We start from the raw sequence: 13,955 nt of genomic DNA, 5'->3' as shown, positions 1-13,955 counted from the left end.
ACTACCTTGAAAAACGCCGTAAGCGAAAAGTAATATGCCCATTCTGATCTGACAAAGTCACTAGCAGAAGAACTGAGTCTGATCGGTTGCATTTCATTCGCTTTACCAAAGTTATATATTTCGATAAAGGGTAATAGCTTTGAAGGATAATCCTCTTTAATTTTTACACTATCTATAGAGTTGCTAGAGTACTCAAAATCATCTAAGTATCTGTTGAATTCTCTTGAAAAGTTCGCTATCTGATTAGCATCTTCCTGCTTATTAATGTCAAGATTATTTAAGCCAACATCAATGTCATCTATTTTCCCAATTATCTCTATCAACTTAGCCTTCAAATCATAAAAATCAGTAATCGCAGATTCTAAGTCAGATATACTTTTGGTTAGACTAATTTCCTTGTGGATTTTCTCTCTCGAAATCACTTCTTTTTCAGTTATATCCTTTTTCAATGAATTTAACTGTAAGTTTTTGTTTTTAATTTCGATTCGATAGTAAGAAATAGCATTGTCGAGCTTCTCAAATAGTACTGTTGAACTTTTCACATATGAGGTATATAGATCAAGCTGAGATTTCAAAAATGCCATAGACTTTTCAAAATCAATTTGACTATCGTCAATATTCATTCTAGATTCGTGACCTAACTTTGAATTACAAGTTGGACACTGTTCGATAACTTTCAGATCATTAATTCTATTAACTTTTTTAATACCAGAGATCTGTTCTATACTCGTATTATTTTTTTTAATTAGATCATTATATTCATTGATTTTTTGCTTCTCAGTAACTTTCTTATGCTCTAGCTCTCGAAGTTGCTTGTTCAAGCTTCTAATTTCATTAATTAGTTTTGTTTGTTCTGCTGTACTTTCATCCGTACTCGATTTCTTGTCGCTCTTCAAGATATCTGATAGCTGTTTTTTAAGATCTTTAATTACACTTTTAACTTTTGTTGAATTACCATCTAAAATACAATAAATATCTGAGCGATTTACACTATTAACTGTTGTTTTAGCCTTGTATCTTTCGGTAATCCCGTCAAGTTGAATCGAATATCTACTCATATATAGATTGAAGTTTTCGATATAAGAAAACCATTTTTTCTTCAACTCATTTTTTTCTTGCTCTAAAATATCCTTTTTAATATCATCTTCTAAACTCTTTAGATCGAGTAAGTACTCAACTACCTTAGTTTTTGGATCTTTTATTCCAAAATACGGCATTTGACTAAATAAATCTGACCAACCTTTAGTTTGCTCCACTAGAGCACATGACATTAAATTTTGAAGATAAAGTGATTTGGCTTTTTTTCCATCGGTTTGATATATTGTAGGCAGTTGTATGTCGGTGAAATTTTTAAGCCAGTTGTAAAACCCATTTTCATTGTCATGATCTCCTGTAGATCTAACATAATAGGTATTAGTCGATTCTTTTCCATCATTATATTCTTTGACGACCAGTGAATTAGTATTCTCATGGCCTCGTCCTTTTATGACTCTTTTTACTATAGCTTTTTGACCTGATTTATTCTCTATTTCAATTATTGCCTCAGAATAAACCACCTTATAATCAATAGTGTCTATAGTGAAAGTAGACCTAAGGCTTTTATCTAGTATCTTCTCTCGATTACCACCTAATAGCTGCTCCATACCTAAGCAGTAATACAAACAAGATAGAATTGTACTTTTACCACTAGAGTTATCACCATATATAATATTAAGACCAGAATCGAACTTATGGTCAAAACCAAACCTACCTATATAGTTCTCTGCATCAATGTATGTTTTTATTCTATTAATCTTAATCATTACCAAGCCAACTTATATCTATTCAATTTTGCATCTGAAACTTTACTAAGATCATTTATTCTTTCTCTAGTGAAACTAAATTCATCATCAGCAACAACTGATTGATATATTTCTCTAGTATTATCATTCTTAATAATTGCAATTTTTCCAGTCACAACTTCAATGTCCCACAGTTTATTGTTTGCGCCATGAATGATTATTCTTCTTAAATCTTCAACGTTCCATGGACTCAAAAACTCTTTCATTTCAACATCACTATGTTTATTACTATTTAAACGAGAATAAATATAAGATAATTTCTTGTAAGATAATCTTTTGGTTTTTTCTGTACAAATAAAAACAATTAGCAACACAATCATTAAGTCAATTTCAGTTGAGTTCTCACTCGATGTAATTACACTTGGTTTTGAAAAGTTGATATGATACATATTTATTCCATAGTAAAATCCAGATCACAAATTGCTAACCATTGGGATAAATCTCGGTTTGCAACAATATTAGACTCTCGTATTCTAATTTTAATACCATCTAGATCTTCGAATGAATCTTTAAGCATATCTTTATGCTCATTTAATAGCCCTCGATAAACTCGTTGAGCTTCTGATATACTATTTACAGTGTGCTTAAGGTGGTTACTTTTTGTCGAATATTTAGCTTGTTTATATAGTTTATCTATATTAACGTTGCGTTCTTTCCATTCTTGTACTTGTCGATCTCCATTAAGTAAGTTAGATACTACTTTGTTAACTTCTTCTGAAACATCGTTCTTATTATATAAAACCGTCAGTTTTCTTACTACGTTACTAGCTTGTTCGTTATTAGTATCTATCCAATCAGCTACTGCTCTTTCTTCTGTCTTCTCAATGCAATCATTAATAAGACTACTAATTAACAGTCTATCGCTATCAAATTCTTTAAGATTCACAATATCAATATCAATCAAAAACTGGCTGATTAGCGTAGGATCAATAAACGTACCATAGCTAGTAACAGCAGAGTTCTCTAAAGATTTAATTAATCCAGATAATATAATATTGGAACCATCTGAATAAAATAAACCTGATCCAGATATTCCTTTAAAGGCATCAGCTCCGTAAGTCATGATATATTTATTGTGAAATAAATCCTTATCAAACTTAATGGCATAATGAAACTCTTGCATTGTATCTTGGTTTTCGATACGAACGGGTTGCTCATCAGACAAGTACTCATCATCAAAGTGCTTAGTAATTAGAGAATACCCTTCTATTAACAGAGGATTTAATGATGGTTTCCCTAATTTCACACTTAGAAAATTGTCTAATTTATCACCTACATTAATTTCTACTAATGATAGATCATATTTTTTCGAGAAACCCTCATCACTAACTATTTGACCAATACAAAACTTTCCATACGCTGTATCAACTTCAAGTACATCTTTAGGTTCAATATTAAACTCAAAGTTATTTCCGTACAAAACATGAGCACATGTTAGGATATACACCTTATCATTGTGTTTAAATGGAACACAACTACCAACCTTAGACCCATTTTTTATTACAAACCCAAAAAAATGTGGTTTACGTTCAACTAAATAATTCATATTGGTAACACCACTTTCTTTTTAAAGTGAAACCTCAAATTTGGTAAATCGATCGCACACTTCCTGCGAATATCACTTTCAATATCATAGTTAAGGTATATGTTGTAAATCTTATTTTTTCTCTGTGCTTCACCCTGCAACATTTCAATAGTTTCCTTATCGGGGTGAGAGTATCTACCACCATTTGTCGAAACATAATAGTTTACGCATTCTAAATAACTTAGTAGCTTTGGGCTTGTACTATGCTGACTGCCGTGGTGTGACAGTTTTACCAAATCTAACTTGATCGGATTATCGTGATCATACTGCAATGAGTTTAATTTTGCGCAAATCACTTCTGGGTGAGAGTCTCCCAGTAAGAGCAATGAAATTCCATCGTGAGTTAGGATCTTGGCAATCGAAGAGCGATTAATAATGTCGTTGTTGTTAATCTGGCGCTCTTGATAAGTGAGCTGACCATCTTGTATTACTTGACTTGCATTCCAATTATGATGAAGTTCCTTCACATCACTTTTACTTGGCGACAGGACTAATACGGAAAAATCTCCAACTTTAACCTCATTTTCCACATCTACTGGGCAAAAAGTTAGATTTCTACGTAGAGCCAATTCCTTTAGCGTATCTCCGTGATGATAAGCAACCAAGCCTGTATCATCATATGTAACTAGCTCTGGATGATTCATGAATACAGCACAACCACTTAAGTCGTTGTTGCGATCAGCCAGTAGCTTGATCGCACCACCAATATGATCTTGATCTACATGAGTAATAAAAATGGCATCCAACCGCTTACCTTTAATTACCCTTGTTATTTCTCCATAAGTGCTCGGCATACCGCCATCCACTAACACCACAGTATTTTCGTTTGATACTAGAAAGGCATCTCCATGTAGGGCCCCAAAAGCAAAGAATTCAACAGTCAAACAACCCTCATAATATTCAAACAGCAAAAGATGCTCAATATTACTACAAATTTAATATTAATATATTGATCTTTAACCACTTTTTTCTTGAAAGACTTTTTGCTCTTTGTCTGACGTGATTACCTCTTTCTTTACAAAGAGTAATCACACTGAAAGTACTGTTACTGGGTGGCAGTTAGAATGAAGAGTCACACTCGACTTCGTATCCATCGATTTATCCATGGCAATAATGGGGTTAGCCATAACACACCACTACTCTTATGGTCATACCTTGAGTGATATCGCACACAACTGAATTGAATAATCTGCGTGTTCAAACATATCAGCACATCAATGTTATTTCTTTTGATATCAGCTAAAGAAGTCGAGACAACTATAAAACGTATAGTGCTTATAGCTACGTAGGCTAGACTCGAATATTTTTTAAGTATTTCACTATTTAAGCTCTTCAACGCTAAACATTACCCACGACTATCAACAAGGTAATGATCATCGCACCACTTGGTGTATTCGGTCTAATGGCAGAAGCAGTCGGGACGTTCGGTTTTGGCGCACTTATGGTCGTGTTCAAGCTGTTCATTGTCTACATTGCTGCGATCCTAATCTTCGGCTTTGTTGCTTACCCACTAATGATTCAAATCTTCACTAAGACTTCTGCGAAGAAGTTCCTAGTGGCAATGAAGAAACCTCAAGCGGTTGCTCTTTCAACAGCCTCTTCAATGGCAACGCTGCCAGTAACCATGGAAACGGTAGAGAAAGAGCTTGGCGTTCGTAACTCTACAGCTTCATTCGTTCTGCCTCTTGGCGCGACGATCAACATGTCTGGCAACGCAATTTACTACGGCCTAGTGGCTATCTTCTTTGCACAGCTGTTCAACATCGACCTATCAATGGGTGCTTACGTAGCTATCATCGTAACGTCTACTCTAGGCGCAGTTGGTCAAGCAGGTGTTCCAGGGCCTTCTTTCCTAGTGGTTGCGGTTCTTCTAGCGGCTGGTATCCCTATCGAAGGTCTGCCTCTATTGTTCGCTCTAGACCGTATCTTTGACATGATTCGTACTGCTCTAAACATCACTGGTGATGCAGCATGTGCAGTGATCGTTGACTCACTAATTGAAGACGAAGCGAAAGAAGCTGAGCTACAAAAACAGCAAGCGTAATAAATAAACGCTAAGCTAGTGATGGCTGAATTAGCCCCACCAGCTTAAACTAAAAAATCCGAGAGCCTTACAGCCCTCGGATTTTTGTTTTGATGGTCTAATTTGAGGTGTTGCGCGAATTACAGATCAGCGCCATAGATATCAAACGTGAAATACTTAGATGCAATCTTGTCGTAGGTGCCGTTTGCTCTGATCTCTTCAATTGCCGCGTTGAATTGTTTCGCCAGTTTTGAATCCTGCTTTCTTAGTGCTAAAGCCGTACCTTCGCCAATGTAGGCTTTGTCAGTTACTGCTTTACCCTTAAATTCAAAACCCTCCCCCTCTTTCTTGTCTAAGAAAGCCAATGACAGTTGATCTGAGTTACCGAAGGTGACATCTAAACGACCGTTTTGCAGATCCAGATACACTTCATCTTGACCCGTATAACGCTTAATCGTTGCCACATCACCAAACTTGTCTGTTACGTAACGATCATGAATCGTGCCTTGCTGAACACCGATGGTTTTGCCTGCTAAGCCTGTCTCATCCACGCTGAACTCCGCGCTCTTGGCAGCAACAAATACGGCTGGTGTTTGATAATATTTATCGGTAAACAAAATCTTGCGCTTACGCTCTTCAGTGATACGCATCGACGCCATAATCACATCTGACTTTCTTGCCAACAAACTTGGAATTAGCGAATCCCAACTTTGTGAAACCCAAGTACAATCGAGTTTGGCTTGCTCGCACAAAGCATCAGCTATCTCAATATCAAACCCGACAGGCACACCGTCACTGTTTTTGTAGTTGAATGGCGGATACGTAAAGTCTGACGCCAAACGGATTTCTTTCGCCTGTACCGTTGTACCAAGTAAAGCGGCCGCACAAGCGAGTCCTAGTATTATCTTTTTCATCATTGCCATCCTAGATATGATTCTTGTCGAGTTGAGATTGAGGTTCTTTATCTTGAAACTGTTGAGTTTGTTGCTTGTTTTCTAATTCGGTTTGGTAACTTGAAAGTGACGCTATCACTTCCAGCATGCTCTCTTGGCTACCAATACTGATTCGAACACAGTTACGCAAAGCGGGTTCATGGTTTTGATTTCTTGTCACAATGCCATCCTTCGCCAAAACGTCGAACAATTGGTGCCCAGGTTTTTGACGCAGCAAAATGAAGTTTGTTGATGAAGAGTAAACAGACTCAACGAAATCAAACTGCGTTAACTCACAAGCAAACCAATTACGTAGTTCGACGAGCTTTTGCGTCGCGTCTTGCATCACTGAGACTCGTTCATCAGACAAAGCGTCTAACACGATTTGCGATGAGCAATCTGGCATAGGGTATGGCGGAATGAGCTTAGCAACATACTGCATCACATTTTGGCTCGCTAAGATAAAACCACAACGAACTGCAGCCAAGCCGAATGCCTTAGACAAAGTGCGAATCACAACCAAGTGCGGATAACGCTCAATAAGGCTAACGGCTGAAGTTTGTGGTTCAAACTCAATATAAGCTTCATCCACCACAACTAAAGATTTACCCTGAGTCCCCTCAAGCACCTGAATCAGATCCGATTTCGGAATCACATTGCCGGTTGGGTTATTCGGTGAACAAAGGAAAACGATATTGGCCAACTCAGCTTTATTCACGATGTCAGCAACGTCTAAGCTGAAATCTTCCTGCAAAGGAGAGTCGAGCGTTTCAATCGCTAATGCATCAGCGCAAAACTCATACATAGCATACGTTGGTGAACAGATAAGGATATTATCTTGAGCGGGTTTACAGAATGTTCTGATCAGTAAGTCAATCGCTTCATCGGCACCACGCACCGCAACGGTTGCAGTATCAGTTCCACAATAAGCTTGATAAGCCTTGGCAATGTCTTGTGGTAAAAAGTCTGGGTAACGATTATGGCTGGCTTCTCCTTGAAACAGAGCGCTTTCCAATTCATTTGCGTTTAACCAGACACATCCATCACCACCAATTCTTCTTGCTGATTGATAAGGCATTAATTTTTTTACAGCCTGAGGCACTAAGCTATCAATAAAAGATGTCAAAAAGCTATCCCTTTCACATAATCAAAATGTCTTCACCACTGCCTTCACATTCAAAATATGCGCCATATACACATATTGAATCACAAATGATGACTAAGTATTTACATTCAAACAAAACACTGTTGATAAATGAATCGAAATAATCACATAATAGCCATGATAAAAAGTCATAGGTAAAGATATGAACAACACGCTCCCTTCAACTAAAACCTTGCTCGCATTCCTGTCTACAGCAAGGCATCTTAACTTTACGCGCGCGGCACATGAGCTCAATGTCACGCAAGGTGCAGTAAGTCGTCAGGTACTCTCGTTTGAAGAAAGCCTTGGCTGCGACCTTTTCTATCGCCATGCTCGAGGATTGTCTTTAACGCCGAAAGGAGAAGAACTGGTTCCCTTGATACAAGGAACGATTCATCAACTGCAGTCCGCCCTTAACCAAGTGGCTAGCTCTCCCTCTAAAATTAAACTCAATGCTCCGAGTTGTATTACCTCTTGGCTACTACCTAAGTTGATGTCTTTTCAGCAAGCCTATCCCGAAATTGATGTCGAACTCACGTCGACCATCAAGCACGTCTTTGAACCAAGCTTTGACCCGTTTGACGCCGTAATTACCTATGGTAAGAAGCCAAACCAGCAATCGATTATCAGCCAATTATTGTTTAACGAGCAGCTAGCGCCCGTTTGCCAAGCACAAAGCATTACGCAGAGCCATCTTGTCGACGACGCATCGACCATCATCAAGCCACACAAGCTTGCCCAATACACTTGGCTACACGCCAACAATGAGCAGAGTGATTGGCGACTTTGGCTAGAACACATCGGCAGCCACGACCTTTCAAGCAAGAATAACCAGCAGTTTGCCACGCTCGATCAAGCCATGAATGCTGCCATTCAAGGGTTTGGGATAGCCATAGGCGATATCACGCTAGCGAAGCAAGATATCGACTTAGGCAGGTTGGTGAAAGTGAGTGAAGGCAGCGTCTTCTCAGGAAATGGTTACTTCTTGCTGCAACCCAAGAATCGTCAAAATGCGTCATTATCCACTCTGGTAGATTGGCTTGTTGATTAACGGCATTCACCATTGATAGGCACGTACTATAAGCGATAGTCGAGCGTCATTTTGAGAATTTCAACATTCTCAAAATGAAACTATTTTATCTCTGTGACGTATTGGCTGTCATAGAATAGAACGCACCTCCCTTTAACTATTTGAAAAGAAATTCAATTCTATTTTGTAGGAAACTTGTTCTGTTCAATTGGATAAAATGGCATTCGAATTGCTTTGTCATAGATAACCCAACCAATATACAGCAGGTTGCATTATTTTCGCTGCAGCTTGTCACGGAGGATAGGCTATGACCTTACAAAGACATACGTATTACGGCTTGATTCACCATGGAATTAAAACTCTATTAATGGACAGAATTGGCCACTTCACAGAACGTGAATATCACGAGTACTTGGACTTAACGACTGGAAAATCGACGTGTTTTGCTATGAGCGAACAGGAACTCGAAAACACCTTAGACAGTCTGAAAAGCGAAGGTTATCTTGAAGACATCAAGAAGCTAATACCTCGCTACCAAACCTCATCAATGCGTTAACCTACATAAACCCTTCAAACACGATGAGCGGTTAGATTGAATTAATTGGCACCCAATTGTCTCGGGCTATTTAGCATCGAGACAGTTTTCGCTAGACTGTCAGCAACTCAACCAACTGGATAGTCAGTGTCTCATGAAACAAATTCTTGATTTCATTCCTCTCATTATTTTCTTTGCGCTTTATAAGATGTACGACATCTATACGGCAACGGGTGCTTTGATCGTTGCATCTGCAATTCAAATTATTTTGACATACGTCATCTACAAAAAAGTAGAAAAAATGCAGATCATTACGTTTTTAATGGTTGCTGTATTTGGTGGAATGACCATCTTCTTGCACGATGACAATTTCATAAAATGGAAAGTCACCATCGTTTACGCATTGTTTGCGATTGGTTTGACGGTCAGTCACATCATGGGCAAATCGGCGATCAAAGGGATGTTAGGTAAAGAGATCACACTGCCTGATGCGGTATGGGGCAAGATCAACTGGGCTTGGACTCTATTCTTTACTCTGTGTGCCGTTCTCAACGTTTACGTTGCTTTCAGCCTACCGTTGGATGTTTGGGTGAACTTCAAGGTGTTTGGCTTACTCATCGCTACCTTGTTATTCACATTATTGACCGGTGTATACATCTATAAGCATTTGCCAAAAGACCAGCAGAAAGAGTTAACGGATAAAAATACCGACGAGAAGTAACCCTTAGGGATGAGTCCTCATACCCTATTTGATACAATTATTATCAATATGCGATTGGCCAATGATACTCGTGATCATTGGCCACTTATTATTTGTGTTCGGTGAAGACGTTAAAACTCGACCACCGCGAGTCTCGTTAGCACATCTATTTTAATTTTTAGAAAATCAATACCATTAAGAGTACGACAATGACTATTCAATCAACTTTGAACCCGATTGGTTCTTTACTTCTTCGCACATTAGCGATGCCTTCTGATACAAACGCAGCAGGCCAGATTTTCGGTGGTTGGATAATGTCTCAACTTGACCTTGCCGGCGGCATACTGGCAAAAGAGATCTCTAACGGCAAGATAGTCACTGTTTCCGTATCGAGTATCGAGTTCAAACAGCCGGTTTCTGTAGGGGATGTTGTTTGTGTTTACGGTGACTGCACTAAGATTGGCCGCAGCTCGATGAATATCGACCTAGAAGTATGGGTTAAGCCTGTACTTGATCACGGTATCGGCGACCGCTACAAGGTATGTGGCGCGACATTCAACTACGTTGCGGTTGATGAAAGTGGTAAACCTCGCCCAATCAACAAATAACACTTTTTAGTCAGCGTTTTGTATCGATGGTCTTTAGTTTATATAAATGAAATTGCTAAAGACCATACAACTCTCTCGCACCAATTCACAATTTCTTATCATTAGCCCTTCCAATACCAATTAGTTCGCGTAAATTAGCAAGATAGCGAATTTAAATGCCCCAATTTAGTGAAGTAAAATAAGGATATCTCAATATGTGGTACGTGATTTTTTCTCAAGACGTCGAAAATTCATTAGAAAAGCGCCTAAGTGTTCGCCCACAACATCTAGAACGCCTACAAACACTTCACGATGAAGGCCGACTGTTAACAGCAGGTCCTATGCCAGCAATTGACTCAGATAATCCGGGCGAAGCGGGCTTCACAGGTTCAACTGTCATTGCTGAATTTAACTCTTTAGAAGACGCTCAAGCATGGGCAGACGCTGACCCGTACATTGACGCAGGCGTTTACCAAAACGTGATTGTAAAACCATTCAAGAAAGTATTTTAACGTGAAAAAATGGATTATTGGCTCACTGGCTTTAGCTCTGCTTGCAGGCTGTGCTTCAAGTGAGCAAGACGAACAAAGACAGCTAGAGATGATGGCGCAGCACCGTGCAGGCGTTTTATCTGCTGGCCTACCGATTGAATATGGCCCACTATCGGTCATGCGCGTGCTAGCAAAAAACACGGTTATCGAAATCATGATGATCTACAACCAAGACGCAAAAGGTGCTAAGCCTTTAAACCAAGTTGTAGATATGAGTGTGAATAGCTACTGCACCAACTCTGAAGTAAGAGCAAACCTCGACATGGGCTTGGCTTACAACATCAAGATTCGCAACACTCGCGGGCAATTGATGGTTGAGAAGCTGATCAGCAAAGATACATGCCAGAGCAGCAGCTAGATTCGAGATTCGAACAAACATAAAACTAGAAGGCCTCGCATTTGCGAGGCCTTTGTTTTTGGAGTAATCAAACCTTAATTTTAGCTATGCTTGAGCTTCTGCAGCTTCCCACTCTTTGCGCAGTGCCTTAGTCGCCGAAACTAAGTTGGTTAGAGCCGCTTCTGTCTCTGCCCAGTTACGCGTTTTTAGTCCACAGTCCGGGTTTGCCCATAAACGTTCTGCCGGAATTTTCTCTGCCGCTTTCTTAAGTAAATCAACGATCCACTCTTGTGAAGGGATGTTTGGTGAGTGAATATCATAAACACCAGGTCCAATCGCATTCGGGTAGTTGAACTCTTCAAACGCTTTTAGCAATTCCATGTTCGAGCGAGACGTCTCAATAGTAATCACATCAGCGTCTAATGCGGCCACTGACTCAAGGATTTCGTTGAACTCGCTGTAACACATATGGGTATGGATCTGAGTTTCTGGTTTAGCACTCGCCGCCGAGATCTTAAAGGCATCGACTGCCCACTCTAGGTATTCTGTGTGGTCACGTTTTTTCAGCGGCAAACCTTCACGAATGGCAGGTTCATCAATTTGAATAATGTTGATGCCTGCGTCTTGCAGATCAGACACCTCATCTCTCAGAGCAAACGCCAATTGGTTAGTGATCTCTTTACGCGAAATGTCTTCACGTGGGAATGTCCAACATAAGATGGTAACAGGCCCAGTTAGCATACCTTTCATCTGCTTTGAAGTTAGAGATTGGGCGTAGGTCGACCACTCCACCGTCATCGGTTTTTCACGCTCAATGTCCGCGACCACAATCGCCGGTTTCACACAGCGAGAGCCGTAACTTTGCACCCAACCAAATTTGGTGGTCTGAAAGCCTGCTAGGTTTTCTGCAAAGTACTCGACCATGTCGTTACGTTCCGCCTCACCATGAACCAACACGTCTAAATCAAGTGCTTCCTGACGCTTAACGGCATCAGCGATATGGCCTTTTAATGCAGTCGTGTATTCCGCTTCACTCAATTTCCCACTGCGATAAGCGCTGCGCTGAACACGGATTTCTCCAGTTTGTGGGAACGAACCAATGGTAGTGGTTGGCAATAACGGTAAACCTAACACTTCAGACTGATGCGCGGCACGCTCCGCGTAAGGTGCACTGCGCTCCGTTAACGCTTTGGTAATGGTGTTAATACGAGCTTGAACTTGCGGCTTGTTTACGTGAGTCGCACTCTTACGGGCAACAATCGGCTGGCTATACGTTTCACACGCTAAAATGGCATTTTGATCGCCGTCTAGCGCCGCACCCAATAAACTCACCTCCGTGACTTTCTGTTTCGCAAAAGCAAACCAGCTCTTCATCTCTTCACTGAGTGAATCTTCTAACTCTAAATCTACTGGGCTGTGAAGCAGCGAACATGAACTTGCCACCCACAGCTTATCGCCTAGCTTCTCCTTCACCGGTTGCAGTTTAGCTAGCTGGGTAGCCAAGTCTGCTCGCCAAACGTTGCGCCCATTGATTGCACCCGCAGAAAGCACCCACTCTTCAGGCAACTTATCCACTACTTCATCAAGTTGTTGCGGCGCTGCTGCTAAGTCAATATGTAGACCGTTGACAGGCAGTTCTACAATTTTATCTAACGTGTCCGTTACCGAATCAAAGTAAGTGGTAAGTAGTAGTTTTACATCGCCTTGAATCACTTGATACGCCAATTTGAATGAATCTGCCCACTTAGATTCAAGTTCCAGAGAAAGGATAGGCTCATCGATTTGCACCCACTCAACACCCAACTTAGCAAGTTTTGCCAGAATCGCTTGGTAAGCAGTGAGCAAACGTGGAAGTAAGGTTAAGCGGTCAAAGCCCTCTTCCACTTCTTTGCCGAGATATAAGTAAGACAGAGGACCTAGAAGAACCGGCTTCACGTTATGCCCCGCTTTAATCGCTTCATTCACTTCATCAAACAGTTGTGGCCAACTTACTTCAAAAGAGTCATTTTTGCTGAACTCAGGAACAATGTAGTGGTAATTGGTGTTGAACCACTTGGTCATATCTGATGCTGCAGCACCATCTTTGGCACTTTCTGAACCATGTTTCCCGCCACAGCAAGTTGGCTGCTTTTGAGATTGAATTTGCGTCTGAGATTGTCCACGACCAACGCGAAGTAAAGTATCTAAATCTGGGAAGGTTTTTTCATCTTCGCTACCACCAGCGTGACGTTTTGGCACATGACCTAAAAGTAAAGTCGTTGTTAATACATGGTCATACCATGCGAAGTCACCCGCAGTTGCAAAGCTTAGATTCGCGTCAGCTTGTACATTCCAGTTACGATTTCTCAGTTCGATGCCGAGCTGCTTAAGCTCAGATTGGTCAATCTCGCCGCGCCAGTACTTCTCCAATGTAAATTTCAGTTCGCGTTTTTCACCGATGCGTGGGTAGCCAAGAATATGCGTTGTTGTAGTCATGAACCTGCTCCTTATTCAATAATTGTTAGTATCTGTTCAAACGGCCTGTCATGTTTTGCACTTCCACAAAGGCGTCTGGATGGCTAAACTATCTACCCAATCTGCTCGATGAACAACGTCCAAATATTCATCTTGTTTATTAAAAATATTCATCTTAAACAATCTAAAGTTGAAACAATTAAATCCATCTGGACATCTAGACGTTTACAAGTAAG

The 13,955-nt window shown here is 40.2% G+C and carries 13 protein-coding genes and 1 pseudogene; 7 read left to right on the top strand and 7 right to left on the bottom strand.

Annotated features, from left to right (window positions below):
- The 4 genes from BCT34_RS17080 to BCT34_RS17065 form a co-directional block, all read right to left on the bottom strand.
- On the bottom strand, positions 1 to 1,802 hold a 1,802-nt coding region (locus BCT34_RS17080; protein WP_102300545.1), incomplete at its 3' end, for an ATP-binding protein.
- Positions 1,802 to 2,230 carry a hypothetical protein gene (locus BCT34_RS17075; protein ID WP_076651729.1) on the bottom strand — a complete coding sequence of 143 codons (429 nt, stop codon included), beginning with the start codon at positions 2,228 to 2,230 and terminating at the stop codon, positions 1,802 to 1,804. The genes BCT34_RS17080 and BCT34_RS17075, both read right to left, overlap by 1 nt.
- 2 nt (positions 2,231 to 2,232) lie before the next feature.
- On the bottom strand, positions 2,233 to 3,387 hold the full coding sequence (locus tag BCT34_RS17070; protein ID WP_076651728.1) for a serine protease: 1,155 nt from the start codon (positions 3,385 to 3,387) through the stop codon (positions 2,233 to 2,235).
- A complete protein-coding gene (locus BCT34_RS17065) occupies positions 3,384 to 4,310 on the bottom strand; it encodes an MBL fold metallo-hydrolase (protein ID WP_076651733.1) in 927 nt (308 codons plus the stop codon). Before BCT34_RS17065 ends, BCT34_RS17070 begins: the two co-directional genes overlap by 4 nt.
- Before the next feature lie 473 nt (positions 4,311 to 4,783).
- Between BCT34_RS17065 and BCT34_RS17060 the strand changes: the two are divergent.
- Positions 4,784 to 5,470: pseudogene (locus BCT34_RS17060) on the top strand (dicarboxylate/amino acid:cation symporter); the annotation flags it as partial.
- Positions 5,471 to 5,589: 119 nt separating this feature from the next.
- Here the strand turns inward: BCT34_RS17060 and BCT34_RS17055 are convergent.
- Complete coding sequence (locus BCT34_RS17055; protein WP_076651732.1) at positions 5,590 to 6,363, bottom strand: ABC transporter substrate-binding protein; 774 nt, start codon at positions 6,361 to 6,363, stop codon at positions 5,590 to 5,592.
- 10 nt (positions 6,364 to 6,373) lie between these two features.
- Positions 6,374 to 7,507, bottom strand: coding sequence for a histidinol-phosphate transaminase (gene hisC / locus BCT34_RS17050; RefSeq protein ID WP_076651726.1), 1,134 nt, complete (start codon positions 7,505 to 7,507; stop codon positions 6,374 to 6,376).
- Between the two features lie 181 nt (positions 7,508 to 7,688).
- Between hisC and BCT34_RS17045 the strand changes: the two genes are divergently transcribed.
- From BCT34_RS17045 to BCT34_RS17020, 6 genes are all read left to right on the top strand, one after another.
- Positions 7,689 to 8,576 carry a LysR substrate-binding domain-containing protein gene (locus tag BCT34_RS17045; protein WP_076651725.1) on the top strand — a complete coding sequence of 296 codons (888 nt, stop codon included), beginning with the start codon at positions 7,689 to 7,691 and terminating at the stop codon, positions 8,574 to 8,576.
- A 286-nt stretch (positions 8,577 to 8,862) separates the two neighbouring features.
- A complete protein-coding gene (locus BCT34_RS17040; protein WP_017069991.1) occupies positions 8,863 to 9,111 on the top strand; it encodes a hypothetical protein in 249 nt (82 codons plus the stop codon).
- 133 nt (positions 9,112 to 9,244) lie between these two features.
- Positions 9,245 to 9,811 (top strand): septation protein A, encoded by a 567-nt coding sequence (locus BCT34_RS17035; protein WP_076651724.1) that lies wholly within the window; start codon positions 9,245 to 9,247, stop codon positions 9,809 to 9,811.
- Positions 9,812 to 9,999: 188 nt separating this feature from the next.
- Entirely contained in the window at positions 10,000 to 10,398 is a 399-nt protein-coding gene (yciA, locus tag BCT34_RS17030) for an acyl-CoA thioester hydrolase YciA (RefSeq protein WP_017061510.1), read from the top strand.
- A gap of 194 nt (positions 10,399 to 10,592) precedes the next feature.
- Positions 10,593 to 10,889: a YciI family protein gene (locus BCT34_RS17025; protein WP_004741234.1), complete on the top strand. Its 297-nt coding sequence runs from the start codon at positions 10,593 to 10,595 to the stop codon at positions 10,887 to 10,889.
- A gap of 1 nt (position 10,890) precedes the next feature.
- Positions 10,891 to 11,286 carry a GspS/AspS pilotin family protein gene (locus BCT34_RS17020; RefSeq protein WP_076651723.1) on the top strand — a complete coding sequence of 132 codons (396 nt, stop codon included), beginning with the start codon at positions 10,891 to 10,893 and terminating at the stop codon, positions 11,284 to 11,286.
- An 84-nt stretch (positions 11,287 to 11,370) separates the two neighbouring features.
- Here the strand turns inward: BCT34_RS17020 and metE are convergent, their stop codons facing one another.
- Positions 11,371 to 13,740: a 5-methyltetrahydropteroyltriglutamate--homocysteine S-methyltransferase gene (gene metE / locus BCT34_RS17015; protein ID WP_076651722.1), complete on the bottom strand. Its 2,370-nt coding sequence runs from the start codon at positions 13,738 to 13,740 to the stop codon at positions 11,371 to 11,373.
- Positions 13,741 to 13,955 lie beyond the last annotated feature (215 nt).

The organism is Vibrio sp. 10N.261.45.E2 (assembly GCF_002875705.1).
In the GTDB taxonomy this organism is placed as follows: Bacteria; Pseudomonadota; Gammaproteobacteria; order Enterobacterales; family Vibrionaceae; genus Vibrio.
This window is presented reverse-complemented; position numbering and strand designations above follow the sequence as displayed.

Coding starts and splice junctions, on each gene's coding strand:
- BCT34_RS17070 (WP_076651728.1), bottom strand. CDS start 3,387: ATGAATTATTTAGTTGAACGTAAACCACATTTTTTTGGGTTTGTAATA.
- BCT34_RS17075 (WP_076651729.1), bottom strand. CDS start 2,230: ATGTATCATATCAACTTTTCAAAACCAAGTGTAATTACATCGAGTGAG.
- metE (WP_076651722.1), bottom strand. CDS start 13,740: ATGACTACAACAACGCATATTCTTGGCTACCCACGCATCGGTGAAAAA.
- BCT34_RS17055 (WP_076651732.1), bottom strand. CDS start 6,363: ATGAAAAAGATAATACTAGGACTCGCTTGTGCGGCCGCTTTACTTGGT.
- BCT34_RS17035 (WP_076651724.1), top strand. CDS start 9,245: ATGAAACAAATTCTTGATTTCATTCCTCTCATTATTTTCTTTGCGCTT.
- yciA (WP_017061510.1), top strand. CDS start 10,000: ATGACTATTCAATCAACTTTGAACCCGATTGGTTCTTTACTTCTTCGC.
- BCT34_RS17040 (WP_017069991.1), top strand. CDS start 8,863: ATGACCTTACAAAGACATACGTATTACGGCTTGATTCACCATGGAATT.
- BCT34_RS17045 (WP_076651725.1), top strand. CDS start 7,689: ATGAACAACACGCTCCCTTCAACTAAAACCTTGCTCGCATTCCTGTCT.
- BCT34_RS17025 (WP_004741234.1), top strand. CDS start 10,593: ATGTGGTACGTGATTTTTTCTCAAGACGTCGAAAATTCATTAGAAAAG.